This is a genomic window from Aeromonas salmonicida, from assembly GCF_028355655.1.
GTDB lineage: Bacteria > Pseudomonadota > Gammaproteobacteria > Enterobacterales > Aeromonadaceae > Aeromonas > Aeromonas salmonicida.
In genome coordinates this window covers 3,525,088-3,551,585 of sequence record NZ_CP110645.1, presented here as the reverse complement: position 1 = coordinate 3,551,585, position 26,498 = coordinate 3,525,088, and the positions used below count along the sequence as shown (strand labels likewise).

Below are 26,498 nucleotides of genomic sequence, written 5' to 3'. Positions count from 1 at the left end.
CTTAACAGCCAGCGGCCTTGTCCAGATAGAAAACGGGATCCGGTTGCTCATCCTGCGCCTCATAAAGGTGGCAGGCGGTTTGTTGCCCCGGGCGGACCTCGACCAGGCGGGTGTACTCCTGGCGGCAGCGAGCGTGCACCTTGCCACAGCGGGCCTGGAAGCGGCAGCCGACCGGCACCTCCAGCAGGTTGAGCGGGGTGCCGGGGATCCCTTCCAGCACGGTTTTTGGGCCGTGCAGGGGCGGGAAGGAGTTGCCGAGCCCGCGGGTATAGGGGTGTAGGGGCGAGGTCAGGATCGCCTTGGACGGCGCCACCTCTATCAGCTCACCGGCGTACATGATGCCGATGCGATCGCAGAACTCCACCATCAAGGAGAGGTCGTGGGTGATAAACAGAATGGAGAAGTTGAACTGCTCTTTCAGGGCATAGACCTTCTGCAGTATCTCCCGCTGTACCACCACATCGAGCGCCGTGGTCGGCTCATCCATGATCAAGAGCTCGGGGTTGAGCGCCATGGCGATGGCGATCACCAGCCGCTGGCGCATGCCGCCGGAGAACTGGTGCGGATAATCCTTGAGCCGGCTCGGATGGATGTCGACTATCTCCAGCAGCACCTGGGCGCGCTTGATCGCCTCATAACGGGTCATGCCGGGATTGTGGGCCAGCAGCACGTCGCAGAACTGCTCCTCCATGCGCAGCACCGGGTTGAGGGCGTTCATGGCGGACTGGAACACCACGGATACCTGTTGCCAGCGGTAGGAGCGCAGCCGCTCCTCGTTGTAGTGGAGAATGTTCTCCCCCTTGAACAGGATCTCGCCGCCGCTGATGTAGGCGGGCGGCTTGTGCAGTCGGGCCACCGAGAAGGCGACCGTGGACTTGCCGCAGCCCGACTCGCCGGCGAGGCCGAACACCTCCCCCGGGGCTATGTCAAAACTGACCGAGTTGACGGCGCGCACGTCGCCGCTCTCGGTGATGTAGTCGACGCAGAGGTTGCGTACCGACAGCAGGGGTTGCTTGTTCATGCTGTCCTCTCCTGTGGTGCTGAGACGGGCGCGGCGAGTTTTTTCCAGCGATGCAATCCCTTGTGGGAGCGCAGCTGAGGGTTGGCTATCTCGTCGATGGCGAAGTTGAGCAGGGCCAGGCCCGCGCCCAGGGTGGCGATGGCGAAGCAGGGGGCCAGGATCTCCCACCAGGCACCCACCAGGATGGCACTGGAGGTCTGGGCGTTGTAGAGCATGATGCCCCAGCTGACCACGGTCGGATCCCCGAGCCCCAGGAACTCCAGGGTCGCCTCGGTGACGATGGCGTAGATGATGGAGCCGATGAAGCTCACCCCTATGATGGAGATGAGGTTCGGCAGTATCTCCACCAGAATGATGCGCCAGGCCGGCTCCCCCAGCACTTCGGCGGCGATGACGAACTCTTTTTCCCGCAGGGCCAGGGTCTGGGCCCGGATGACGCGCGCGCCGTAGGCCCAGGAGGTAAAGCCTATGATGAGCGCGATCACCGTCGGTGACGCCTCCCCGATGAAGCTCGCGAGCACCAGCAGAAGGGGGAGGTTGGGGATCACCAGCACCACGTTCATCAGGAAGGTGAGGCACTCGTCGATCACGCCGCCAAAGTAGCCAGCCGTGATGCCGACCGTGATGGCGAGGGCGCACACCAGTATGCCGGCCCCGAAGCCCACCATCAGGGAGATACGGGCACCGTTGGCAAACTGGGACCAGATATCGTGGCCCATGCGGGTGGTGCCCATCACGTATTCGGTGCTGGGGGGCTGGTGCGGACGGGAGACTCGCTTGGTCGGCTCATTGCTGGCCAGCAGGGGGGCGAACAGTGCCATCAGCACGAAGCTGACCACGATGAAGAGGCCGAAGGCGGCTTTCTTGTTGCCCAGCAGAATTTTCAAAATAGTCGGCATACGCATCTTATTTGCCTCCTGTACGCAGACGGGGATCCAGGAAGACGTAGAGCACGTCGGCCAGGAAGTTGAAGCTGAGCATGGTGATGGTCATGATGAGCAGCTGCCCCTGAATGAGGGGGTAGTCGCGGGCCAGAATGCCCTGATAGAGGGTCAGACCCAGCCCAGGGTAGTTGAAGATCACCTCTGTGATGAGGGAGCCGCCGATGACGAAACCGAGCGCCATGGAGAGCGCCGTCACGCTCGGCAGTATGGCGTTGCGGGCACCGTAGTTGAAAATGACCCGGTTGCTGGAGAGCCCCTTGGCCTTGGCCATGGTGATGTAATCCTCCCCCAGCAGGTTGATCATGTTGTTGCGCATTGTGATGAGGAAGCCCCCCACCTGCACCATGGCCAGGGTGGCGACCGGCATGATGGCGTGGGTCATGATGCTCTTGATGTGCTCCCAGCCAAAATCGGCTTTTATCTCCGGGCTGTAGGCATAGCCGATGGGCAACCACTCCAGACTGACCCCGAACAGGAAGAGGGCGAGCAGGGAGATGACCACGGGCGGAATGGCCTGCATCACCAGGGTGAGCGGGGAGAGGATGCTGTCCATGGCGCCTCCCCGATACCAGGCGGCGAAGATACCGACGATGGATCCGACGGAGAAGCTCAGTATGGTGGAGGTACCCACCAGGAACAGTGTCCAGCCGATGGCGCGTCCGAGTACGTCGGCCACGGGTTGGGGGTAGTAGCGCACCGAGGTGCCGAGATCCCAGGTGAAGACACTCTTCACATAGGTGAGGAATTGGGTGCTGATGGGGCCGTCCACGAAACCGAAGGTAGCCTTGAGGGCCTCCAGCGCGGCGGGTTCCATCATGGCGCCAGCCCGGGCAAACATGACGGAGACAGGATCCCCCGGCATGGCTCTGGGTAGCAGGAAGTTGATGGTGGCGGCCACCAGAAAGGCGACCAGATAGAAGGAGAAACGTCTCAGTATAAATCCCATGGTGAACCCTTTTACTGCAAGCCTGCCCCGCGCCGGGCAAAGCTCCCCCAACCCCGAACAATCAGGGGGATGGAAGACATGGCGGGGAGAATGGCCCCCCTCAGGGGGCCGGGGTGGTTAGCTGTTTGGCTTGAGTGACAACACGTGCAGCAGACGTTCCGGGGTATCCGGGTGAACCTGCGGCTTGGCAACCGGGTTGTCGGCACTGAACCAGCCATTGAAGCGCTTGGTGCTGTATTCGTACCAGGTCGGGTTGTTGAACACAGGGATGATGGTCTGGTTGGCACCGACCTTGTCCTGGATCTCGAACATGATGGCCTTCTGTTTGGCCGCATCGGCGGTCTGGGTGAAGTCATCGATCAGCTGGTCGAGGGCCGGGTCCTTGTAACGGGGCGCCGCAAAGCGGTTGCCACGCTCACCCATGTTTCGGGAGTGGAAGGCTGTCTCGAAGTACTTGTGCGGGTTGGCACCGGCAAAGTAACCCTGCAGGGCGACGTCGAAGTCACCGGTGATCAGGTTTTCGGTCCAGACGGTGGCTTCCGGGGTGGCGGTCTTGGCGTTCAGACCCAGGGCCTGCAAGCCTTCGACCCCGATCTGGGCGGTATTGACCCAGTCGGTCCAGCCGTTCGGTACCAGCACCTTGAACTCGATCTTCTTGCAGCTCGGGGTGTCGAGGAACTTGTCGCCGTCACAGTCCTTGTAGCCCGCCTCTTTCAGCATGGCCTTGGCGCCTTCCAAGTCGAACTTGTTGAATTTGCCGTACTTCTTGTCGACTTCCGGGTTGTTCCAGGAGTCGAAGGCTTTGCCGAGCCCTGAGGGGTACTCGTTGACGGTCGGGTAGCCGTAACCGGCGATATCCACCATGGCCTGACGATCCATCGCCATGGAGAAGGCGCGGCGGAAAGTGATGTCGTTGAAGGCTTCGTGGTTGCCCGGGTTCTTGGTCTGGAAGTTGACGTTGAATGCCACTGTGCCGGAGGCCGGGAACCAGTACTTGTTGTTTTTCGGATCGTTGCCAACGTAGAGGCGCTCTATGTCCGGTACGAAGGAGCCGAACCAGTCAACGTCACCCTTCATGACAGCGGCCAACACCTGGTCGTTGGTGGCCATCTGCGGCATGCGCAGGCAGTCGATGGCGAGGTTGGCGTTATCCCAGTAGTGCGGGTTGCGGCACTGGGTGTAGAGCTGGGCGGAGAAGTTGTCCACCTCGGTGAAGGGACCGGTACCGACCGGCTTGTCGTTGGTGAAGGCGACCGGGTCTTTTACCGACTTCCACTGGTGCTCGGGGACTATGGGCACCAGCACCAGGTCATTCACCACGTTGGTATTGACGTCGGTCAGGTCGAACTTGATCTTGTAGGGACCTAGTTTCTCTATGTTCTTGATCTGGGTCCAGATAGAGCGCTCATCCAGCGCCTTGTTGGCTTTCACCAGATTGAAGGAGAAGAGGATGTCATCCGCATCAAAACCTTCCCCGTCGGACCACTTGACCCCTTCACGCAGATCGAAGGTGACGGATTTCAGGTCATCGCTGAACGCATAGTGAGTGGCCAGACGATAGACGGGTTTTCCACCCTGCATATCGTTGAAGATCACCAGAGGTTCATAGATGAAGTGACGAGTGGTATGGAGCAAACCCGCTTGCAGGAAGGGGTTGAAGTTTTTGACCCAGGCGGTCTCCTGTTGTGCGACCAGGGTCAGCACAGTCTTGTTTTCAGCAGCCATGACATTGCCGGCGGCCCCGGCAAGCATTATGGTTCCCAGCATTACAGCAGTAGAGATTTTGGATACTTTGGCAAGCATATTATGTCCTTTCTTATTTTTTGGCATTCCCGAGGGTTCGCCTTGTTTTGTGTGAGCACCGACTTCGCATGCTGGGGAGGTCGGCCCTCTGTGTTGGTCAGGTGTCTAACCTTTGTCGTTCTGTTTTCCAACGTCCCTAGCAAAGCAGAGTTAACAGGAAAACAACAACTGTTCCGTTCGTCGATATCGTAAAAATCACAGCCCCGATGTCAATATCGTCAAAATGGTTTTTAACCCATTTTAAATCATGAAGTTATGTTATTTACTTTGGCGTAATAAGTCCCTGTCTGCAGGCCATTCATGACAATTGTGTGAATTGGATCGGCTCTTGTTTTGACGCGTTTTACCCGCTTAATTCTGCACAAAAAAAAACCGCCCCGGCAAGTGTGAGCCAGGGCGCAGTTCGGGGGGGATCAGGATTTGCGGTTGGCGAGTTGACGCAGGGTCTGGGCGCTGTGGTGCAACTGCTGGCGCAGGGGATCGCTCAGCGGACTGTGGGCGAGCACATACTCGGCGGTGGCGACGACCGTCTTCCAGCGCGGTGCCTTGGGCAGAGTATCCAGGCTCAGGTATTTATCGAGGGTACGGGTCTGGGGGCTGGATCTGTCCATGTAGACGCGCCACAGCTTGCTCTTCTCCGCCAGCACTATCTTGCCCTTGCCGGTGCTCTGCTGCCAGGCATCCAGGGTGAGACGCATGGTATCCACCAGGGCCCGGCGCAGGGGTTCGTCATCCTGCTGGCGAATGAGATCGTCGGCCAGTGAACGGAATTCTCCCCCCAGCCGGCTCAGTTCACCCAGCAGCTGACCATCCTCTATGATGGCCTGACGCGACAGGCTCTTGAGGGCGTTTTCCAGTGCCATCACCCGGTTCTCGTCCTGGCGCAGCTCAGTGCTGAGGGTGAGGGCGAAGGCTGCCTGCCCCCCCAGGCTGATGGAGAGGGCACGGGCATTGAGCTCGTCCTGCTGGCCTGCCACCAGAAACACCAGTCGCTGCTCCTGCTGCGCCTTCAGGTCGGGCCACTGGGTTGCCAGCGGGAGGGCCAGCCACTCATCCAGAGGCTGGCCCTCCATGGCTTCCGGCTCCTGACCCAGCAAGCGGGCCAGCACCCGGGAGGCAAACAGCACAGTGCCCTGCTCATCGATGAAGACAATGGGATCTGCCCCTTCCCCGAGCAGCGCCAGCAGCCGCTCCTGATCCTGATGCAGTTGCTCCTGCAGGGTGAGGCGATGCTCTATCTCCTGCTTGAGCAGGCGGTTCTCCACCAGGGAGGCACGGCCCGCACTCGCTTCCAGCAGGGCCTTGACCCGGGCAAACAGCTCCTCCTTGCAGAAAGGTTTGACCAGGTAATCGTTGGCCCCGGCGTTGAATCCCTCTTCTATATCCTTTGGCTGGTTGAGGGCGGTGAGCAGCAGCACCGGCAGCTTGTCTTTCGGGTGCTGCTCGCGCAGGCGGCGGCAGACATCAAAACCCGAGAGGGTCGGCATCATGACATCGAGCAGGATCAGGTCGACCGGCTCCTGGGCCAGCTTGGCCAGGGCGTCGTGGCCATCGCTGCTGGGCAGGATGCGATAACCGCAGGGTTGCAGCAGATGGCGCAGGATATGCAGATTGATGGGCTCGTCATCCACCACCAGTATGAGGGGGGCATCCTGTGGCGGGGGCGGCAGATCATCGCTCTCCCAGTCCGGCAAGATGAGCGGCTGCTGGCGCACCAGCTGGTGTTCAATCTGGCGGCTGTCCAGCGTCAGGTTGCCCGCCTTGCCGCTGGCGAGCGGCAGGGTGAAGGCGAAGGTGGAGCCGACGCTCGGCTCGCTCTCCACGAAGAGCTCGCCTCCCATCAGGTGTACCAGCTGGCGGGTGATGGAGAGGCCGAGGCCGGCACCCTGTTTGCTCACCTCGGGGCTCATCTGCACCAGTGGTTCGAAGATGTGCTCCAGATGGTCTTTGGCAATCCCGATGCCGGTGTCGGTCACCCTGATGCGCAGGAAGTTGCCCTCCACCAGGGCGCTGAGTACCACCTTGCCCTGGGGCGTGTACTTGATGGCGTTGCCCACCAGGTTGTAGAGCACCTGTTCGAGGCGCTGCTCGTCGGCCAGTACCGGCGGCAGTTCGGCCGGGCTTATGTCCACCAGGGTGAGGGGCTTGGCCTGCACCAGGTGCTGACAGAGATCCAGCACCAGCCGTATGACCCCCTTGGAGGCGACGGGCTGGGGATGGATCTCCAGCTGGCCGTAGCGCATCTGATGGTAGTCGAGCAGGTCGTCCACCAGCCGGGCCAGACCGTCGGCGCTCTTGATGATGAGGCCGAGCTGATTTTGCTGCCCCTCGGTCAAGTCCTGCTGGCTGGCGAGCATGGACTCCGCCATCCCCTTGATGCCATGGATGGGAGTGCGCAGCTCGTGGGAGGTGTTGGCCAGCAGCTCATCTTTGAGCTTGTCCGCCTGTTGCAGACTGAGGTTCTGCTTGTGGGTCAGTTTGACCTGCTGTTGCAGCTCCTGGGTCTGGCGCTCGATAAGCTCAATCTTGTCTTTCACCGAGCGCTGCATGTGGCGAAACGCCTGAGCCAGCCTGTCTATGTCATCGTCGGTGCGAGGGATTGTGATGGGGTGATCCAGGGCGCCATCGGCCACCTGCTCGGCGGCGGCGGTGAGGGATCGCAACGGGGCCGTGATGGAGTGGGAGAGCCAGCGGGAAAACAGGATCAGCAGCAGCAAGGATCCGGCTCCCAGCAGGATCACCAGCGTCTCCAGCTGACGGATGGGGCGATAGGCCTCGCTGGTGGAGATCTCGGCGATGAAGGCCCACTCGGTGTCGAACACCTTCACCTGGGTATAGGCGGCCAGCACATCGTCATCGTGATAGGAACGAAACAGCCCGACTCCCTGTTCACCGGAGAGGGCCTTGACCACCAATGGGGTCTGCAAGGGCCTGAAATTGGGGCTGAAGCTGTTCTCGACACTGAATTCCGGCGCCAGCCAGGCATTGGCACGCATCCGCTTGTCCGGCCCTATGAGGATGGTCTCGCCAGTTTCTCCCAGCCCCTCCCGCTCGGCCATGATCTGGTTGAGCTTGTCCGGCAGCAGTTCGAAGATCACCACGCCGCGCACATAGTCGTACTGCATGACGGGGGCGGCCATGTAGGCGACCACCTGGCCGGTCAGCTCGTTGCGGCCAAAGTCGGTGAATTCGAAGATCTGCTGCGGTTTCTGGCCGCCGTCGAGGCGGCGCTTGATCTTGGCGAAGGTGCTGCCAAGGCCGCTTGCCTGATAGGGGCCGGAGAGCAGGTTGGTGGCAAAGTTGGGGCGCTTGGTGACTGAATAGACAACGTCGCCGTTGAGATCGATGAGGAAGATGTCGCTGTAATTGGATTTGCGCACCATGTCGGCATAGCCGCGATGAAAGCGCTGGTGCACCCGGCCATACATCTCGTCTGCCAGGATCAGGGCACTGATGGCCGGTTCGATCTCGACTTTGGGCTCGGGTTTTTGCAGCTTGTCCCAGGAGCCGGGAACGTAGCGTGCCTGGGCGCGTGCGCGGGCCTCCTGCGGCGTGGTGCCGAGCTTCTCGAACGCACCGGTAAAGCCGTAGAAGCGACCGATACTGTTGCCGGCAAAATCCTGCTGGGAGAAGTTGATGATCTGTTCTTTGAGGTTGCCGAAGTAATCCTCCAGCTGGCTCTTCTTGATGTTGCGAACGGAAACCAGGTGGTTGGAAGTCTGGGTGGTGAGATCTTTGCCATGGCTGTAGAGGAAGAACAGGGTAACGACCAGGAAGGGCACCAGACCCAACATGAAAAAAGCCAGCATTAGCTGCGGCCTGAGCCCACGAGGCTTGAAGATCCATTTCATCGTGTGATTTTCAATTGAGAATCCAGTTACTAAGCGGCACAAGTCTCTGACTAAAGACTAATCATTTCAATGACTTTATCTTAAATTCGCCTGTGGGGTCACAGCCTGATGTGGTTTTTTTGGTCAAGCCGTCTAAACCCTGAGCAAACAGTACGGACAAGGGCTAAAAGTGCGAAAAAAGGGTTGTGCCCGCGCTCGGGGTACGTATAATGCGCCTCGTTGTCAGGTAACTGGCACACGGCAGTCAGGCGGGAATAGCTCAGTTGGTAGAGCACGACCTTGCCAAGGTCGGGGTCGCGAGTTCGAGTCTCGTTTCCCGCTCCAATTTCTCATAGCACCAACTATGGGTATCACTTTCAAGGCAGCAGCCTTGTCAGCATGGCGCGTTAGCAAAGCGGTTATGCAGCGGATTGCAAATCCGTTTAGTCCGGTTCGACTCCGGAACGTGCCTCCATATCCTTCCAGTTCAATGCCATTCCAGCGATAAATATCACACACCACAGGTGTGCTTTTCTGTTTCTCAATATCCCTGCTGAGCCAGTAACTGTTCACAGCCCTGCTGTTGCCACTCCCGTTCCAGATAGCGATTGACCTCCACCAGATCCTGCCCCCGGAATTGAAATTGCACTGCGGCCGAATGTTCGGTCAGATCCGCCATCTTTTGTTTCAGCAGGCCGCACTGCCACAGGCTGACGGTGGGCACGCCCTGATAGGCCAGGGTGATGCTGTCGCCTTGATTGAGTTGCCAATCCTGCCATTCCGACCAGAGTAAGAGGCCCAGTACTCCCAAGACCGCCATTTCCGCAGGTTTCATCGCACAAACTCCCCCCTGACTGCCAACCTATTAAATCTGGTCGACGCACATCCCTTTGCCAGTTTTTGTTACTTGTAAGTTAATTAATGTAATTGGATTTCACTATATGGCTTTTTGTGGATTTTTTTGCGAAAAAATGGCGTTATTGGTGTAGTAATCCTACAGTTTGTGGAGTAATCTTTGTTCAGTGGTCTTACCAGTAAGGAGTGCTATCATGTTTCATCCCTTTTCTCTGACTCAGATAATTCTTCGTCGCATCTATGTGCTGCTGGTGGGTATTCTGGCCTTCCCCGTTATGCTGTTTCGCAGCGATCGTGCCCGCTTCTACAGCTACTTGCATCGTATCTGGAGTAAAACCAGCACCAAGCCGGTATGGCTCAAGATGAGCGAGCGCGGCGAGCGGATCTTCTACTAAATTCGATTTCAGACAAAAAAGAGAGCTTCGGCTCTCTTTTTTATTGTCATCAAGAGACTGAAATAACAGGATTTGTTGGCATCGGCCTCCTTCATCACCTGGTCATACTTCTCGTGAAGTGAACCCCATATCTTGCACACTTTATCTGACAAGGCTTTTGGGATCGCCAGTCGTGGCGCCGGGTGCTGCGGATCCCGGCCGTCCAGGGTATGGGGGATCTGGCAAGAAGGCCGCATGCCTTGCCAAGGTGGGCCTATTTGTGTGCACACTGCCCCATCCACAAGGGGGCCTGCGGGTGTGCCTCTTCATCTATGAAGCACTGATGAGACTGAAGGAGACGCGATGATTATTCGTCAGGCAGATATGGCCGATATTCCCGCCTTGGTGAGTTTGCGCATGGGACTGTTTTGCGAGGTGGGGGAGTTGGCCGATCCGCTGGCCGATCTGGATCTCTGGCAGGCGACCAGTGCCTATTTCAGTGCGGGGCAGGCCGATGGCAGTGCGCGCTCCTGGGTGGCGGAGGTCGAGGGAGAAGTGGTGGCGAGTGGCACCCTGGCCCTGTTTGTGCGGCCGCCCTATCCCGGCAACCTGTCAGGGCGGGAGGCCTATCTGCTCAACATGTATACACTGCCGGCATACCGCAAGCAGGGCATGGCCAGCGCCCTGCTCGATGCCATGGTGGCCCATGCCAGCGCCGAACAACTGGGCACGGTGTGGCTGCATGCCAGTGAGCAGGGGCGTCCCCTGTATGAACGAATGGGTTTTGTGGCCAATCCGGCCTGTCTGGAGTGGCAACCTGCGGTGTGACTCCGAGCGATGCGAAACTGATCCAACACGGGCAGATATTCGTACCAAGCGTCCAGCGCAAGCGCGCCTGCTCTCTACGTTGTGTCTCTTTTTATGGATGGCAAAAGATAACCGGGCGAGCGCCGGCAGTAAAACGTCGGTCAAAGTCTGATCCGGCGATTTCGCTCAACTATGATCAGCCTCATCATGCTCGTACTCGCCCACATTGATGGCGGGTGTCGTTTGCGAGTTCCCACATCGTCAGTACAGAGGTATGACATCCATGTTCAATAACAAGCTGAAGGCACAACTGCTGGCCTGCCAGATACAAGTCGGTGAGCTGCAGGGTTTTGTCGATGCCGTCAAAGGCGGGGTGGCGACCATCATCTTCACTCCGGATGGCGGTATTCTGGAGGCCAATGAGCCTTTCTTGAACCTGATGGGATACAGCGCAGCTGAACTCCAGGGTCAGCATCACAGAATGTTTTGCAGCAAGGCACTGTCTCAGTCGTCTGATTACCAGCAACTCTGGACCCAGCTACAACAAGGCAGGGTCCAATCCGGCATTTTTCCGCGCATCAACAAGCGGGGCGAGGCGCTCTGGCTGGAGGCGAGCTACTTCCCGGTGAAGCAACAGGGGCGAGTGACCCAGGTGATCAAGATCGCCAGCGATGTGACCGAGCATCACCAGCGCCTGCTGAGTCAGGAGGCCGTATCCAAGGCGCTTGATCGCTCCCTCGCCATGATAGAGTTCACCCCGACGGGGGAGATAGTGACTGCCAATGCCAATTTCCTGAGTTGCATGGGGTACAGCCTTTCCCAGATCAAGGGGCATAACCACAGGATGTTCTGTGATGATGCCTTCTATCGCGAACAGCCCCGTTTCTGGGAAGAGCTGGCCCAGGGCCAGTTCAAGTCAGGGCTTTTTCTGCGTCGCAACAGCCACGGTGATGCCATCTGGCTGGAAGCCACTTACAACCCGGTCAGGGACGAGAGCGGCAAGGTGACCAAGGTGATCAAGCTGGCCACTGACATTACCGAGCGGGTGACCAAGAGTCATGCCATTCGGGATGCCGCCCAAGTGGCTCATGCCACGGCGCAGGAGACATTGCGCAGTGCGGAGCAGGGCGCCGATCTGCTGCGTTCCGTGGTGGAGACATCCTCCCTTGTCAGTGAGCAGGTAGACAAGACCATACAGCTGGTCAATCAGCTCAACGAGCAATCCAAGAGTATCGAAGCCATCGTCTCTACCATCAGCAGCATCGCCGACCAGACCAACCTGCTGGCGCTCAATGCGGCCATTGAAGCGGCTCGCGCCGGCGATCAGGGGCGCGGGTTTGCCGTGGTGGCCGATGAAGTGCGCCAGCTCGCCGCTCGCACTTCCCTCTCTACCGACGAGATCGCCAAGGTGGTGCAGAAGAACCGGGAGCTGACGGCCAGGGTGACGGACGACATGGCCAGAGTGGCCAGCAGCGCCGAGCTGGGCAAGCAACAGGTCGACAAGGTCAATGAAGTGATGGTCGAGATCCGGCAGGAAGCCAACAATGTCTCGGCGACCGTATCCAGTCTGTCCATCTGACATCGGGATTCGTTCTGGCCTGAATGGGTATAGTATTTCCTGCAGGCAAGATCGCCGTTATAGCTAATGGAGCAGCTCATGACCTTCAGCGGTCTGCGATTATCTGAATTGATAGGTTCCCTCAGTCATGCCCTCGACATGACTGAGGGGCAACCCAGAGGGCACTGCATCCGCTGCTGCTGGATAGGTTCCCGGCTGGGGGAGCAGCTTGGCCTGGATGCCGGGCAGCGCCACGACCTCTACTACACCCTGCTGCTCAAGGATCTCGGTTGCAGCAGCAATGCGGCCCGCATCTGCGAGCTCTATCTCACCGACGATCTGCACTTCAAACGCGACTTCAAGCTGGTGGATGGCTCCCTCTCCGAGGTGGTCAACTTCGTGCTGGGCCACACCGGCCTGCAGGCCGATCTGCTGGGGCGCTTTCGCAGCCTGTTTCACATCTTTCGCAACGGCGATCAGATTGCCAACGAGCTGATCCAGACCCGCTGCCATCGCGGCGCCGATATCGCTCGCCAGCTGCGCTTCAGCGATGAGGTGGCCGGTGGCATCCTCTCTCTTGACGAGCACTGGAATGGCAAGGGGCGGCCGCTGCAGCTGGCCGGTGAGGCGATCCCGCTTTTCTCCCGCATCGCCCTGCTCTGTCAGGTGGTGGATGTGTTTCATGCCGCAGCAGGGCCGGAAGCGGCGCTCAAAGAGGTGCGCGAGCGCAGCGGCAGCTGGTTTGATCCCGAGCTGGTCAGGCAGTTTGAAGCCATTGCCGATGAGCCCTTCTGGCAAGGGCTGGCGGATCCCCAGCTGACTGAGTGGGTATTTATCCATCCGGCCGGGCAGGGGGAAGTGGCGCTCGATGAAGATTATCTGGATGAGATTGCCGCCGCCTTCGGTCAGGTGGTGGACTCCAAGAGCCCCTACACAGCCGGTCACAGCGGCCGGGTGGCACTCTATACCGACATCCTCGCCACCCAGATGGGGATCCCGGAGCCACGGCGGCGCTGGCTCAAGCGCGGCGCTCTGCTGCACGATGTGGGCAAGCTTGGGGTGAGCAACGCCATCCTCGACAAACCGGGCAAGCTTGATGCGCAGGAGTGGGCGGCGGTGCAGATGCATGCAGCCTATACCGAGGAGATCCTGAGCCGGATCGGTGCCTTCAAGGAGCTGGCCCAGGTGGCGGGGGCTCATCATGAGCGGCTCGACGGCAAGGGCTATCCCAAGGGACTCAAGGCAGAGGAGATTGCCCTTGAGACCCGCATCATCACCACGGCCGACATCTTCGATGCCATCACCGCCAAGCGTCCCTATCGTGGTGCCATTCCCGTGCCCCAGGCGCTGGAGATGATGGCCGAGCAACTGGGATCTGCCATAGACCCCGACTGTTTTGCTGCGCTGGAGGCGGGGATCAAGGATTTCTCCATCTACCTCACGGCCGAGCAGCCGTTGGCTGATGCCAGCTAAGTCCGTTGCCCTGACCCCTGTTCAGCCAAAGGCCCCGCTTTGCGGGGCCTTCTGTTTTCAGCGGTCGTCCGACTGGCTGCGGGGCGGGTGCAGCACCAGCCCCAGCAGGCGGCGCAAGTGGGTGAGCTGTTCGGTGAGCTGCAGACTCAACCAGAGATAGCCGCTGATGGCGGCCTCTCCACCGGTATCGAGCCGTACCCGGGTCGCCGCTTCCTGCAACTGGGTGATGGCTTGCTCCGACCCCTTCAAGTCGCCGCTCTTGAGCATGAGTGCCAGCTCGATCATCAAGGCTTCGGTCGCCTGCTGGCAGGCACGCAGCTCGGGTGTGCTCTGCATCAGAAAGTGGCTCTGGCGATCGCTCCAGTAGGTGTTGGCCAGCATCTCCAGGGTGCAGAGAGTGTTGCGCATCGTGGTCTGGATGGCCTCGAACAGGGCGCTGCCAAGGCGCGTCTCCTTGACTGCCGGAGCCAGCAGGGGGCGCAGGCTGACCATCTTGGAGAGCAGGCGAGAGTGGCTCTGAGCCAGTCTGGGTCGCTCCAGAATATTGGGGGAGAGGTGGGTATGGTAGAGCCGGTGCGCCTGCAGCAGGGTGTCGTGCATCTGCAACCGCCAGTGGCTGTAGGCGCGCTGGGGGTAGATGCTGCAAAACAGCAGCGCCAGCAGGGAGCCCAGGATCACGTCGGCACTGCGCCACAGCGCCGTCTCTATGTCCCCCGGCATGGCCCCCATGGTGACCCCCAGTGTGATGCCGATAAGCAGCCCCACGTAGGGGCGCTTGCCGAGCGCCAGATAACCGCACAGGAACATGATGCAGCCGCACCACACCAGGGTCAGCGGCAGGGAGTAGAGCTCCAGATAGAGGGCCACCACACCGCAACCGGCGCCGAAGATGGTGCCGACCACCCGTTGCAGGGCCCGTGACAGCACGTTTCCCCAGAACGAGATAGGGCCCATTACCACCACCAGCGTGATCAGCGGCCAGGTGCTTTCAGGCAGCTTGAGTTCGCGGGTCAGCAGAAAGGTGAGCATGAAGGCGAGCGCGATGCGCAGGCCGTGGACGATGCGATAGTGACCATAGATCAGCAGATCGAGCCGGGAGAGCGGGGTATTCAGGCGCAAGGGACTAGCCTCGGGTCATGGGCGCAAGCACCCCGCCACGCCCGGCGGGGTGATCGCTATGTATCAGGCCACTCGTCCCTGGAGTGGGTGGATCCAGACCCGCTCGCCGACCGCTATGGCCGGCTGGGCGGGGACAATTTCAATCAGGCAGTTGGCATCGGCCATGGAGCTGAGAATGCCGGAGCCCTGCGGCCCAGTGGTGCGTACCCGCAGCACGCCGCTGGCATCCTGGTGGAAGACGCCGCGCAGAAACTCGGTGCGGCCAGGGCGGCTTTTCATCTGCTGCTCGGCCTGCGCCGAGAGGCGCAGCGGCTGCCAGAGCCGACCCTGCAGGCGGGCGATGGCGGGCTCGACAAATTGCAGGAAGCAGACCATGGCCGCCACCGGATTGCCCGGCAGGCCGAAGAAGGGGGTAGTCCCCAGCTTGCCAAACGCCAGCGGCCGGCCCGGCCGCATCTGGATGCGCCAGAAGGCTATCTGGCCAAGCTCCGCCAGCACCTGTTTGATGAAGTCGGCATTGCCCACCGAGACGCCGCCCGAGCTCAGCACCAGATCGGCGCTGGTCGATGCCTGCTCCAATTGCTGGCGCAGTATGGCGGGATCATCGGGGATGATGCCCAAGTCCATCACCTCGCAGCCGGCGGCGGCGATGAGCGCCATCAGGGTGAAGCGGTTGCTGTCGAAGATATGGCCGGGGGCCAGCGTCTCGCCCGGTGCCTGCACCTCATCGCCGGTGCTGAACAGTGCCACCTTGAGCGGGGTGCGTACCGACAGGCTGGCCTGACCCAGGGAGGCCGCCAGTCCCAGCAGGGGGGCGCCAAGGCGAGTACCGGCCGGGATGGCGACCGCGCCCTTGGCGAGATCTTCCCCGGCCAGACGCACGTTCTGCCCCGCTTTTATGGGGGCGCTGATGGTGACCCACTCGCCCTCAACTTGGGTCTCTTCGCGCATCACCACAGTATCGACGCCAGGGGGCAGCGGCGCGCCCGTCATGATCTGCACCGCCTGACCCGACAGTACCGGCTCGTGGCGCTGCTGGCCCGCCAATACCTGACCCACCAGTTGCCAGCGACCGGCGGCGAGGTCGTCGCCGCGCAGGCCAATCCCGTCCATCGCCGAGTTGGCGTGGGGGGGCACATTGATGGGGCTCACCATATCGCTTGCCAGCACGGCGCCGTGGCACAGGGCCAGTGGCGTGTCCGTGCTGCGAGTGGTGGGTGTGAGGGCGTCCAGAATGGCGCTGCGGGCCGCCTCCACCGACAGAAATCCCGTTCCCTGCACCTGTTCGGCATGCCTTGCCTTGCTCGCGTAGCCGCAGACGAAGTCGGCAATGGCCGCCAGATCATTGATATTGAGCTGGGGCAAGTCGGTCTGTTGGGGCAGATCTGCCGCCAGCGCCATTATGTCGCCGTCGTCCGGGAACAACAGAGGCTTGCCGAGCTCGGTGCGATGCAGCTCTATCTTGGGGAAGTGCTCGTGTTTGAACCCTTCCACCAGCAGCAGGTCGAGCCGGGTCTGGTCGAAGCTGGCCAGCAAGGCGTGAAACGGGGGCTCGGCGTCGGGCGTCTCGACGATGCGGGCGTGACGACGGCGCGAAGCCGCCATCACCTGATCCGCTCCCGCCTTGCGCAGGCGATGGCTGTCCTTGCCCGGCTGGTCGGTGTCAAAGTCGTGATGGGCGTGCTTGAGCACACCCAGGCGCAGACCGCGGCTTACCAGAATGGGGATGAGTTGTTCCAGCAGCGTTGTCTTGCCGGTACCGCTCCAGGCGGCAAAGCCGAGCAGGGGAAGAGTGGGGGCCGGGGTCATGCTGTGGCTCCTTGTCGGGGGTCGGTAGACGAGTTCAGCAGGCGCGCCTCGTAGGCGGCCAGCTCGGCCGGGCTGTTGAGGTTGATGAAGGCATCCGGCTGGTCGGCAAAGCTCACCACCGCCATCTTGTGGCGGGCGAACCAGATATCTATCTTGCGCTCACCCTCGGTCAGGGCATGGGTGAGCGATGGCAGCAGGGACCTGTGCAGCAGGGCCACCACGGGTTGCAGCCAGTCACCATCGTGGGCTACCACCAGTTCGGTATCCGGGGTGAGGGCGGTGCGAAAGCGGCTCATCAGATCATGGGGCAGGGCGGGGCCATCGCAGGGGACGAACAGCACCCAGTCGTGGCGGGCGGCGGCAAGGCCGGCTTGCATGCCCGCCAGCGGGCCGAGATAGTCGTTGTTGTCGTCGCTGATGACGGTGGCCAGCGCCTGATAGCGAGTCTGACTGCGGTTGGCATTGATCAGCACCTCATCTACCTGGGGGCGCAGCCTCTCCAAAACGTGGTCGATAAGGGGGCGTCCCGCCAGTGCTACCCATCCCTTGTCTTCGCCCCCCATGCGGGTGGCGCGGCCACCGGCCAGGATCACGGCAGAGACGGGGAAGACGTCAGTTTTGGATTCGCTGTTTGAGGTCATGTCGCTCGATGATTTTCAAAGGGGTGGGTTCGTGCAGCCGGCCACGGGCGAGGGTCCATTGCCGCTCGCACAAATCGGTCAGATCGTTGCTCTGATGGCTGATGATGACCAGGCCGCTGCCCTGTTCCCGCAGATCTTGCGCCAAGGCGGCCATCAGGGCAACCGAATGTGCATCCAGATTGGCGGTGGGTTCGTCCATCAGCAGAAAGGCGGGTTGCAGCGCCCAGGCGCGGGCCATGGCCAGACGCTGGCGCTCGCCGCCGGACAAAATGCTGATGTGCTCCCGCGCCAGCCCCTCCAGCTCGACCCGGCGCAGCGCCTCGAACACTCGCACCTCGTCGGCGGCCTGATGGCCGAGGGCCCAGGCCACGTTGTCGTGCACGCTGCGATCGAACAGATAGGGGGTCTGGTGCAGATAGGTGACCCGGCCCGGGCCGGGATCCCGTTTGATCCACTGCTCGAGTCTGGCGCGCCAGCCGCAGGCGAGATTGGTGTGGCCCCGGGTCGGTGTCAGCAGGCCGGCCAGTATCTTGAGCAGGGTCGTCTTGCCCACACCGTTGGCCCCGCGCAGCCAGATGGCGTCGCCCGCCGCGATGGAGAGCCGCTCTATCTGGAACAGGTTGCGCTCGCCAAAGCGCATCATCAGCTGGTGGGCGGTCAGGGCCATGGGGTACTCCAGTTGATAAACAGTGGGGGCACGGTCAGTTCTTCAAATAGCTGTGACCACGGCACGCGGTCAGCAGCAGGTTAAGCAGCAGTGCCAGGCTCAGCAGCACTATGCCAAGGGCAACCCCCTGGGCAAAGGCACCCTTCTGGGTTTCTAGCGCAATGGCGGTGGGGATGTTGCGGGTAAAATGCAAGATATTGCCCCCCACCATCATGGAGCAGCCCACCTCGGTGACGATACGGCTGAAGGCGCCTATCACGGCGGCCAGCAGGCCGAAGCGGCACTCGCGCATCAGTCCGAGCAGCGCCCTCGGCCAGGAGAGCCCCAGGGTGAGTGCCGTCTCCCAGGCGCGTCTGTCGCTCTGGATAAAGGCGGCGTGAGCCATGGTGGCGATGACGGGGAAGGCGATCAGCATCTGGCCCACCACCATGGCTTGTTGGGTAAAGAGCATCTTCCAGTCGCCGAAGGGCCCGGCCCGCGACAACAGCATGTAGAGCAGGAGGCCGATCACCACGGTCGGCACCGACTGCAGGGTATTGATGCAGGAGAGCCAGAGCCAGCGCGCCGGGATAGGCAGATAGGCCAGCGCAAAGCCGAGCAGCAGTGCCGGCAGCAGTACCAGCAGCAGCGCGATGCAAGAGACGGAGAAAGAGACCCCCACCACCTGCCACAGCTCTGTATCGCCCCCGAACAGCAAGGCAAGCGCCGCCAGCGTTGTATCCAGCAGAGTCGGCATCAGGCGCTTCCCCTATCGTGCGGGGTGAGAGCCATCCATGTGATCGTATGGAACAAGGGCTGCATTATTTCCCGTTGGCATCGGCCACAAACAGCGCCTGGCCTGCCACCTTGAAGTCACCGATAAGCGTCTGGCCGTGCTCGGAGACCAGCCAGTTCTTCAGGGTGCGGGCCCCTTCGGTGTTGAGATCCGGGTAGCGTTTGGGGTTGACCAGAATGACCTGATAGGGGTTGAACAGTCGCTTGTCCCCCTCCAGCAACACGGCGAGATCCAGCTTGCTCTGGTAGGCGAGCCAGGTGCCGCGGTCGGTCAGGGTATAGGCGCCCAGCTCGGAGGCCATGGTGAGGGTCGGGCCCATGCCCTGGCCGATGGACTTGTAACCGGCAAACTCGGGTTTGACGTCTGCCGCCTGCCACAGGGTCTTCTCCTTGATGTGGGTGCCGGACTCGTCCCCGCGGGAGATGAAGGTCTGCTTCTTATCCTTGATGGCCTGCAGCCCTTTGGCCGCGTCGTGCAGCTTGGTCAGACCGGCCGGATCCTGGCTCGGGCCGACGATGACGAAGTCGTTGTACATCAGGTGCACCGGCTCTATGCCAAAGCCCGCGTCAACAAAGGCTTTCTCGGCAGACGGAGCATGGGTCATCACCAGATCCGCGTCGCCGTTCTCACCCATCTTCAGGCTCTGGCCGGTACCGGCCGCCATCACCTGTACCGGATAACCTGTCTCCCTGGTGAACTGGGGCAGCAGCCAGCCCAGCAGGCCGGACTGCTCCGTGCTGGTGGTGGTGGCGAGGCGAATGGGTGCCTTGGCGCTCTCGGCGTGGCTGGCGGTGCTCAGCAAGGGGAGGCTCAGCAGCAGGGCGGTCGAGAGGGCAAGGGCAAGACGTTGGCGCACGGTTCCTGTGATCATGATGTTCATCGTATCCGGGTGATGGGGAGAGGGCAGGACTAAGCAAGCAGGGTGCCAAGCTGGCCGCACACTGCCAGCAGTGCGGTTTTTAATGTTAAAACAGTCGGTTAACGGGGTTAATTGCGTGATGGCCTCGTCGCTTTTAATAAAGGAGGTTGGCACTCGGGGCCGGTTAGCGACAAAATGTCCCACAGTTTATAAGGTCGGTGGGACAATCCCGGAACCTTGTCGAATCTGAGGTACTTTTTTCATGACTGCACCCGCCAGCCGCTGGTCTGCCCTCTCTCTGCTTATCGTCGATGACGAGCCCGGCATGCGCAGCTTTCTGGCCAAGGCGTTGGCCAGGCGCTTCGCCCAGATAGAGACGGCCGCCAGCGTGGAGGAGGCGGAGGCCCTGCGCTGCCGCCTGCATTTCGATCTCATCATCGCCGACATCCGCCTGCCGGGGCGCTCCGGCATCGAGTGGCACGAAGCCATCGACCCCGCCACCCGGCGCAGCGACATCATCTTCATGACCGGTTTCGGCGACATGGATACCGCCCTCAAGGCGCTGCGGCTCGGTGCCAGCGACTTCATCCTCAAGCCCTTCAACCTGGATCAGATGGTCCAGGCGGTGGACAGGGTGATAGATCGCCGCCAGATGGAGCGGGAGAACCTGCTGCTGCGCCGGGAGGTGAGCAAGCTGTTCCCGCCCACCCTGATCGGCGACAGCGCCAAGACCCGCGAGCTCAAGACCCTCATCGCAAGAGTGGCCCCCTCCAACGCTGCCGTGCTGGTGGAGGGGGAGTCCGGCACCGGCAAGGAGCTGGTGGCCCGCGCCCTGCACCAGCTTTCCGGCCGCATGGGGGCCTTCGTGCCGCTGAACTGTGCCTCCATCGCCCCCGAACTGCTGGAAAGCGAACTGTTCGGCCACGTGCAGGGTGCTTTTACCGGTGCCCGCAAGGGGCGTGACGGCCTGTTTCGGGTCGCCCATCAGGGCACCCTCTTTCTGGACGAGATAGGCGAGATGCCGCTCGCCATGCAATCGTCCCTGCTGCGGGCTCTGGAACAAAAAGCCATCCGGCCGGTCGGCGCCGAGCGCGAGCTGTCGGTGGATGTGCGCATCGTCGCCGCCACCAACCGCAACCTGAAAGCCGAGGTGGAGGCAGGCCGCTTTCGGGAGGATCTCTTCTACCGGCTCAACGTGGTGGCGCTGCCGGTGGCGCCCCTGCGCGATCGCGTCGACGACATCCCCGCCCTGGTGCACCACTTCACCCGTCAGCTCACCGCCGAGATGGGGATGGGCTCGCTTAACTGGACCCACGAGGACGTGGTGGCCATGCAGGCCTATCCCTGGCCCGGCAACGTGCGCGAGTTGCGCAACCTGATCGAGCGCTGCCTGCTGCTGGGCAAGCCCCCCGCCGACTATTGGCAGAGCGCCCAGTCCAGCGAGCAGAGCAAGGGGGGAGAGGGATATCCCCTGGAGTGGGCGCTGTCGGAGGTGGAGAAGGCCCACATCCTGCAAGTGGTTGAGCGTTTTGAGGGCAACAAGTCCGCCGCTTCCCGGGTGCTGGGGGTGGCGCGCAAGACCCTGGAGCGCAAGTTCAAGGAGTGGGCCATCGAATGAAACTGCTGATCCTCTGCCGCTGGCGGCGACCATGACGCTGAGCCTGCTGCCCCGCTGGTTGAAAACAAAAGTCCGTTGGCGCCTGCTGCTGCTCACCTCTGTGCCCATCATGCTGACCCTGGTGGGCATGATGGGGCTGACGCTTTACTGGACCCTCACCTACAGCTGGCAGAACCTGCTCACCAATGTGCGCGGTGACCTCGGGGTGGCCCACCATGCGGTGAGCGTGCAGCAGCAGCGTCAGGCGGAGCATCTGGAACACCTGCGCGATGCCTGGGCGTTTCAGCTGCGACTGCGCGAGACGCCCGATGAGTTGCAGCAGTGGGTGAAGCCACTGGCGGCCAACTATGACCTCGACTTTCTGCGCTTGCGCAGTGGCGCCGAACTGGATCAGTTGACGGCCCGGGAGCGCGCCACCCTCGGCGCCGGGCGCAGCATCAGCCATTTCGTGGTCTGGTCTCGTGAGGAGTTGCAGGCCCTCTCGCCCGCCCTTGCCTGCCGCGCCGTGTTGGACAGGGAACAGACAGCCGCCACGGTTCAGGAGACACGGGGGCTTGTCAGCCTCTCCCTGACGCCCGTTATGGCCAGAGACGGCTCCCTCTGGGCCGTGCTGGAGGGGGGCGAGCTCATCAACGGCAGCACCCGACTGGTGGATGAGCTCAAGCGCCAGGTGTTTGCCAAAAACACCCTGCCAGAGGGGAGCATAGGGACCGTCACCCTGTTTCTCGATGATCTGCGGGTAAGCACCAATGTGCCGGTCAGCAGCAGCCGTCAGGTGGGCCGAGCCGTGGGCACCCGGGTCTCGGCACCGGTACGGGAACAGGTGCTGGGGAGGGGGGAGCTTTGGATAGATCGCGCCTTCGTCCACGATGCCTGGTATGTCTCCGGTTACGAGCCCCTGCTCGGGGCCCGCGGTGAGCGCATCGGCATGCTCTACGTGGGCTTTCTCGAGTGGCCCATCATTCGCACCTACCTCACCAACCTGCTGGAGCTGGGCTCAGGCGTGGTGCTGCTCCTGCTGCTCTCGGGCCTGCTGGTCTATCGCGGCGCGCGGGATCTTTTCACCCCCATAGAGCGGATGCACAAGGTGGTGCGTCAGGTGCAATATGGCAAATCGGCCAGGGTAGGGCTGTTGGCCCTGGATCCCGACCACGAGCTGGCCCAGCTGGGTCGCCAGTTTGACGCCATGCTGGACCGGCAGGATGCCCATCGCCAGCAGATGGCCCGCAGCGCCGACGAGCTGGAGCAAAAAGTGGCCGAGCGCACCTTGAGCCTCAAGCAGAAGACTGCCGAGCTAGAACACCACATCCATATGCTGACCCAGGCGCGCCAGCAGTTGCTCATCAGCGAGAAGCTGGCGGCCCTCGGCGAGCTGTGCGCCGGTGTGGCCCACGAGATCAACAACCCGCTGGCGGTGATCCTCGGCAACGTGGAGCTGATGAAACTGGAGCTGGGGGAGGCTGCCGCCCCGATCAGCGAGGAGCTGGCGCTGGTGCTGGCACAGATCGAGCGCATTCGCGCCATCACCCGCAGCCTGCTCCAATACTCCCGCCCCGGCGATTACGAGACAGCGCCCGTCTGGCAGCACCTCACCCCCATCATCGAAGAGAGCCTGACCCTGGTGCGCTCCGCCCTGCGCCAGCAGCAGGTGAACCTGGTGGCCGATCTCAAGGCCCAGCAACCCATAGAGGCGGATCGCCAGCAACTGCTGCAGGTGCTGATAAACCTGCTGGTCAACGCCAGTCACGCGCTGGGGGAGCAGGGAGAGATCCGGGTCGAGAGCCGCGACTGGTTCGACGAGGCGGGAGGGCTGCAAGGGGCAGAGGTGCGGGTCATCGACAACGGCAGCGGCATAGACGCCGCCATCATGGACAAGATCTTCGACCCCTTCTTCACCACCCGCGCCACAGGCACAGGCCTTGGGCTGGCCCTGAGCCACCGCATCATCAGCCGCTGGGGTGGGGAGCTGCTGGTGGACTCCACCCTGGGAAAAGGAAGCTGCTTTACCATCCGGCTGCTCAGCCGTGCCCGCCTGCCCGCTGGCAGCGAACCCCGCCAGCTGGAGGGGTGGCGCATTGCGCTGGGGGCCGAGGGGCGTGAGTCTGGCACGGCGGTGCATGAACCTGACTCGGCCGTGGGTGAGTCACGGAAAGGGTAAGTGCCTACCCATTTATCAGAGCGGATGAATAGCACAGATGGACAATAAAACAGATGGGTCTGCCAGGGTGGCAGGCCCGTGTTTGTCAGGGCTGTCGGCACAAAGAGAGGGTAGCCTCTTTCGCTACTGGGGGCTCCACACCAGCTTGCCGCTCTGGGTCAGGTCATAGCCGCCGAGGCGGGCCGCCAGCTCGCGTCCCTCGGGGGATTGCAGCCAGCCGATCAGCTGCTGCAACAGGGTGCGAAAGAAGACCCCCTGCGGCATCACCAGATCGAAGCACTCCTGCGACAACGGCATAAAGCCGAGTCCAAACTCGGTGGCTGTGCTCTGGGCGCCGGGCCCCACGTCCGCATCGCCACGGCTGATGGCGGCGGCCAGCTCCCGCTCGCTGTTGACCTCGATGGTGCGCTCCAGCCGGATCAGCGACTCGCCCTGGGTTTGCAGCCACTCCTGCAGGGCGCGCTGGCTGCCAGCCCCTTCCTGACGCATGGCCCAGCGCCAGTCGAGCGCCTCTTTCGCCTCTTTGGGTTGCAACCCTTGCCGCAGCACCAGCCCCTGTACCCGCCGAAAACCATGCACTATCACCCATTGCCGGTGGCCCTGATACTGCTGCACCAGTGCCGGGTGGCGCAGGTGTGCCTCTTCCGCCTGCCCCCAGTGGATGGCGCAGAGATCCACATGGCCGCGTGCCAGCATAGCCAACCCCTGACGGGTGCCGCACGGTGTGTAGCCAACCAGCGCCTGGGTGCCGAGTTGCTGGGCCAAACGGCTGCTGGCGTAGTGGAGCAGCACATCGTCAGAGCCCGCCAGCAGCAGCCGGTCGTTCATCACCCCCTCGTGGCAACTGCCGAGCAGCCAGCGATCGAGCAGAGAGCGCGGAAACAGCCACTTGCCGGTCGCCTTGGTGGCGGGGATACGCGCCTCGTTGGCGAGCTGGTAGACCTTCTTCTCGTTGAGATCGAGGTACTCGGCCACTTGCTTAACGTTCATAAACTCGTTCATGGCTTAATCCCGCATCCCGCGACCGGCCGAACTTGGCGCCAGCACCGGCGGCTTCTCGTCCAGCACTAGCTGGTCGTGGCCGCTAAAGACCTCGAAATGGCGCCCTTTGGCGCGGGCAATCATGGTGATGCCGAGCTGGCGGGCGAGATCCAGCCCCATCTGGGTGACGCCGGAGCGCGACAACAGCACCGGAATGCCCATCTGCGCCACCTTGATCACCATCTCCGAGGTGAGCCGCCCTGTGGTGTAGAAGATCTTGTCGTGGCCAGCCTCGCCGCGCATCCAGAGCTCGCCCGCCAGGGTATCCACCGCATTGTGGCGCCCCACATCCTCGACAAAGGAGAGGATCTCTGCGCCGCGACAGATGGCGCAGCCATGCACGGCACCGGCCATCTTGTAGGTTTCGTTATGGGCCGACAGCGCCTTGAGCAGGGCATAGAGGGTGCTCTGTTTAAGCTCAGGCGCCGCCAGTACCACCCCTTCGAGCTTCTTTATCACGCTGCCATACATGGTGCCCTGACCGCAGCCGGAGGTGACCGTCTTCTTCTCCAGTGACTTGTCGAGATCGGCGGCCTGCTGGCTGCTCACCACGGCGGCGGCCTCGCTCTCCCAGTCGACGATCACCGACTCGATGGCCGAAATATCCTCGATAAAGCCCTGATTTTTGAGATAACCCAGCACCAGCGCCTCGGGGCGGGCACCCAGCGTCATCAGGGTCACTATCTCCTTCCAGTTGAGGTAGACCGTCAGTGGCCGCTCACAGGCGATTTGGCGGGTTTGCAGCGTGCCCTGTTCATCCATCACCTCGACGGCCATGGTGAGCTGGGCGGCAGCATTGCTTTTGATAAAGGTCGGTGTCATGGGCCCTCGCGACCGGTTGCCGGGATCTAAGGGGAGGGACACAGCAAGTTTTGTTCCAGAACGTAAAGTTCTTTGCGGTACAGCTGGCATATTCGGTTTGTTAGTAATATTAGCTGGACAAATATTTTTAAGAACATGACTATATAAATAAAATATTCTTAGTTATTCGCTCGCTTTTGGTTATTTAAGTTGATAGTTAATGTTTTTATAGTGAGGTATAGGTAGTGATGGAGAGTTATCTTAAAAAATGGAGTGCACTTGCTAGTCATTACATTGGGGACCAATTTGATTACTGTAAACCCTTCCTAAGTTTTGATTATAAAGGAATGGAACCTCTCGTTAGATTTGTTAGTAGTCAATTGTATTTATCATGTCATTTTAGCAGCCAAAGTTCCCTTATTCTTTTAAGGGAGGGGTTGGAGTGGGATGCAGAGATAATACTGCGTTCCATATCTGAAGGTGTAATTAAATATGTGTATATGTTGCAAGGCTCTGATGATGAGATATTAGAGAAAGCTAAAGAGTATTGGTTTGTGCTTCCTGAATATGCTTCAATTAAGAGGAGTGATAAAGCAAGCTCATTTATAACAGCAGCAAATGGATATTGCGTTCCTAAATGGAAAGCAATGGAAGATCTAATTTTAGATCAACAAGAGATTGAAAATATTAGGCATGACTCAAACAAGAAAAGTCGTAGTCTTCTCGAGCAAAAGTGGTCATTCAGTGAAATTCTTAACTGCTTTTCCAAGAGTGAAGATAAAATGCTCTCTGACTTGGTTCATTTATCATATAACTTTGGAATGAGCAGCCATTTAATTCATAAAGATGCTGATGGTGTTGGAATGATTTGGGAGCGGGATACTCGAGAGCCGAATCGACGTAAGGTTGTCAAATTGGCCCATATAGCTCGAGCTATAACAGATATCTGTGTTCTTTCTGATATACGGTCAATTTTTTTGATGAAGCATTGTGGTGGTGATATGGCTTTCATAAATGATATGAAATCTTCATATCATGAACTATTCGAAGAAATAGAATTGGCTGGGAATGATTTTTATGAAGTGGAGTATGGTGAGTAGTAACAAATATTTCGTATGTTGGGCTAAATCGTAGGTTGGTGCTGAACGAAGTGAAGCCTAACTCTTTATCAAGGCAATAATCGGATAATTCAGCGTTATTCGATTATTGCCAGCCCCTCGATCAGGGATTGGCGGATTGGTTTTACGCCGCATGTTGGGCTTCGCTGCGCTCAGCACCAACCTACGCTCAGCGCCAACCCATATCCCGCACAACGCCCCAACCCGCATAAAAGCCCCAAGTGGAAATCATACCGGCCTTGGCCCCACTCTTGCTATGTCTTATCCCATTGATGGCCGTG

General features: G+C 60.6%; 21 protein-coding genes and 2 tRNA genes. 9 read left to right on the top strand and 14 right to left on the bottom strand.

Annotated features, from left to right (window positions below; all coding sequences use genetic code 11):
• Nucleotide 1: 1 nt before the first annotated feature.
• The 5 genes from ONZ54_RS16480 to ONZ54_RS16460 form a co-directional block, all read right to left on the bottom strand.
• Nucleotides 2-1,021: an ABC transporter ATP-binding protein gene (locus ONZ54_RS16480; protein ID WP_271786701.1), complete on the bottom strand. Its 1,020-nt coding sequence runs from the start codon at nucleotides 1,019-1,021 to the stop codon at nucleotides 2-4.
• Nucleotides 1,018-1,926: an ABC transporter permease gene (locus ONZ54_RS16475; protein WP_271786700.1), complete on the bottom strand. Its 909-nt coding sequence runs from the start codon at nucleotides 1,924-1,926 to the stop codon at nucleotides 1,018-1,020. Before ONZ54_RS16475 ends, ONZ54_RS16480 begins: the two co-directional genes overlap by 4 nt.
• 1 nt (nucleotide 1,927) lies before the next feature.
• Entirely contained in the window at nucleotides 1,928-2,911 is a 984-nt protein-coding gene (locus tag ONZ54_RS16470; RefSeq protein WP_021139059.1) for an ABC transporter permease, read from the bottom strand.
• 117 nt (nucleotides 2,912-3,028) lie between these two features.
• Entirely contained in the window at nucleotides 3,029-4,714 is a 1,686-nt protein-coding gene (locus tag ONZ54_RS16465; protein WP_271786699.1) for an ABC transporter substrate-binding protein, read from the bottom strand.
• A gap of 413 nt (nucleotides 4,715-5,127) precedes the next feature.
• The gene (locus ONZ54_RS16460) at nucleotides 5,128-8,565 is read right to left on the bottom strand and encodes an ATP-binding protein (protein ID WP_271786698.1); all 3,438 of its coding nucleotides are present in this window, start codon (nucleotides 8,563-8,565) and stop codon (nucleotides 5,128-5,130) included.
• 248 nt (nucleotides 8,566-8,813) lie between these two features.
• Between ONZ54_RS16460 and ONZ54_RS16455 the strand changes: the two genes are divergently transcribed.
• Nucleotides 8,814-8,889 (top strand) — tRNA-Gly (locus tag ONZ54_RS16455).
• A gap of 56 nt (nucleotides 8,890-8,945) precedes the next feature.
• Nucleotides 8,946-9,019 (top strand) — tRNA-Cys (locus tag ONZ54_RS16450).
• Nucleotides 9,020-9,085: 66 nt separating this feature from the next.
• Here ONZ54_RS16450 and ONZ54_RS16445 read toward each other — a convergent pair.
• Complete coding sequence (locus tag ONZ54_RS16445; protein ID WP_058393441.1) at nucleotides 9,086-9,379, bottom strand: hypothetical protein; 294 nt, start codon at nucleotides 9,377-9,379, stop codon at nucleotides 9,086-9,088.
• A 214-nt stretch (nucleotides 9,380-9,593) separates the two neighbouring features.
• Between ONZ54_RS16445 and ONZ54_RS16440 the strand changes: the two genes are divergently transcribed.
• The 4 genes from ONZ54_RS16440 to ONZ54_RS16425 all read left to right on the top strand — a co-directional run bounded on the left by ONZ54_RS16440 (nucleotide 9,594) and on the right by ONZ54_RS16425 (nucleotide 13,611).
• A complete protein-coding gene (locus ONZ54_RS16440; protein ID WP_005312232.1) occupies nucleotides 9,594-9,794 on the top strand; it encodes a YbfA family protein in 201 nt (66 codons plus the stop codon).
• Nucleotides 9,795-10,136: 342 nt separating this feature from the next.
• A complete protein-coding gene (locus tag ONZ54_RS16435; protein ID WP_271786697.1) occupies nucleotides 10,137-10,601 on the top strand; it encodes a GNAT family N-acetyltransferase in 465 nt (154 codons plus the stop codon).
• 262 nt (nucleotides 10,602-10,863) lie between these two features.
• Nucleotides 10,864-12,159, top strand: coding sequence for a methyl-accepting chemotaxis protein (locus ONZ54_RS16430; RefSeq protein ID WP_271786696.1), 1,296 nt, complete (start codon nucleotides 10,864-10,866; stop codon nucleotides 12,157-12,159).
• A gap of 78 nt (nucleotides 12,160-12,237) precedes the next feature.
• On the top strand, nucleotides 12,238-13,611 hold the full coding sequence (locus ONZ54_RS16425; protein ID WP_271786695.1) for an HD-GYP domain-containing protein: 1,374 nt from the start codon (nucleotides 12,238-12,240) through the stop codon (nucleotides 13,609-13,611).
• Between the two features lie 57 nt (nucleotides 13,612-13,668).
• On the opposite strand, the gene ONZ54_RS16420 is transcribed toward ONZ54_RS16425, so the two are convergent.
• From ONZ54_RS16420 to ONZ54_RS16395, 6 genes are all read right to left on the bottom strand, one after another.
• Complete coding sequence (locus ONZ54_RS16420; protein WP_271786694.1) at nucleotides 13,669-14,730, bottom strand: FUSC family protein; 1,062 nt, start codon at nucleotides 14,728-14,730, stop codon at nucleotides 13,669-13,671.
• A 63-nt stretch (nucleotides 14,731-14,793) separates the two neighbouring features.
• Nucleotides 14,794-16,539, bottom strand: coding sequence for a bifunctional molybdopterin-guanine dinucleotide biosynthesis adaptor protein MobB/molybdopterin molybdotransferase MoeA (locus tag ONZ54_RS16415; protein WP_271786693.1), 1,746 nt, complete (start codon nucleotides 16,537-16,539; stop codon nucleotides 14,794-14,796).
• Complete coding sequence (gene mobA, locus ONZ54_RS16410) at nucleotides 16,536-17,180, bottom strand: molybdenum cofactor guanylyltransferase MobA (RefSeq protein ID WP_271786692.1); 645 nt, start codon at nucleotides 17,178-17,180, stop codon at nucleotides 16,536-16,538. The genes ONZ54_RS16415 and mobA overlap by 4 nt, the downstream gene beginning before the upstream one ends.
• Nucleotides 17,152-17,847: an energy-coupling factor ABC transporter ATP-binding protein gene (locus ONZ54_RS16405; protein WP_058393436.1), complete on the bottom strand. Its 696-nt coding sequence runs from the start codon at nucleotides 17,845-17,847 to the stop codon at nucleotides 17,152-17,154. Before ONZ54_RS16405 ends, mobA begins: the two co-directional genes overlap by 29 nt.
• A gap of 34 nt (nucleotides 17,848-17,881) precedes the next feature.
• Nucleotides 17,882-18,583, bottom strand: a complete 702-nt coding sequence (locus tag ONZ54_RS16400; protein ID WP_125595651.1) for an ABC transporter permease — start codon at nucleotides 18,581-18,583, stop codon at nucleotides 17,882-17,884.
• A 64-nt stretch (nucleotides 18,584-18,647) separates the two neighbouring features.
• Nucleotides 18,648-19,493: an ABC transporter substrate-binding protein gene (locus tag ONZ54_RS16395; protein ID WP_271786691.1), complete on the bottom strand. Its 846-nt coding sequence runs from the start codon at nucleotides 19,491-19,493 to the stop codon at nucleotides 18,648-18,650.
• Between the two features lie 250 nt (nucleotides 19,494-19,743).
• On the opposite strand from ONZ54_RS16395, the gene ONZ54_RS16390 reads away from it, so the two are divergent.
• Both ONZ54_RS16390 and ONZ54_RS16385 read left to right on the top strand, forming a co-directional pair.
• A complete protein-coding gene (locus ONZ54_RS16390; RefSeq protein ID WP_271786690.1) occupies nucleotides 19,744-21,099 on the top strand; it encodes a sigma-54-dependent transcriptional regulator in 1,356 nt (451 codons plus the stop codon).
• 31 nt (nucleotides 21,100-21,130) lie between these two features.
• Nucleotides 21,131-23,257: a sensor histidine kinase gene (locus tag ONZ54_RS16385; protein WP_271786689.1), complete on the top strand. Its 2,127-nt coding sequence runs from the start codon at nucleotides 21,131-21,133 to the stop codon at nucleotides 23,255-23,257.
• A 123-nt stretch (nucleotides 23,258-23,380) separates the two neighbouring features.
• Here ONZ54_RS16385 and ONZ54_RS16380 read toward each other — a convergent pair whose 3' ends face one another.
• Complete coding sequence (locus ONZ54_RS16380; RefSeq protein WP_271786688.1) at nucleotides 23,381-24,247, bottom strand: helix-turn-helix transcriptional regulator; 867 nt, start codon at nucleotides 24,245-24,247, stop codon at nucleotides 23,381-23,383.
• 15 nt (nucleotides 24,248-24,262) lie between these two features.
• Complete coding sequence (locus ONZ54_RS16375; protein ID WP_271786687.1) at nucleotides 24,263-25,120, bottom strand: formate dehydrogenase accessory sulfurtransferase FdhD; 858 nt, start codon at nucleotides 25,118-25,120, stop codon at nucleotides 24,263-24,265.
• A 227-nt stretch (nucleotides 25,121-25,347) separates the two neighbouring features.
• Between ONZ54_RS16375 and ONZ54_RS16370 the strand changes: the two genes are divergently transcribed.
• A complete protein-coding gene (locus ONZ54_RS16370; RefSeq protein WP_271788299.1) occupies nucleotides 25,348-26,199 on the top strand; it encodes a DUF5677 domain-containing protein in 852 nt (283 codons plus the stop codon).
• Nucleotides 26,200-26,498 lie beyond the last annotated feature (299 nt).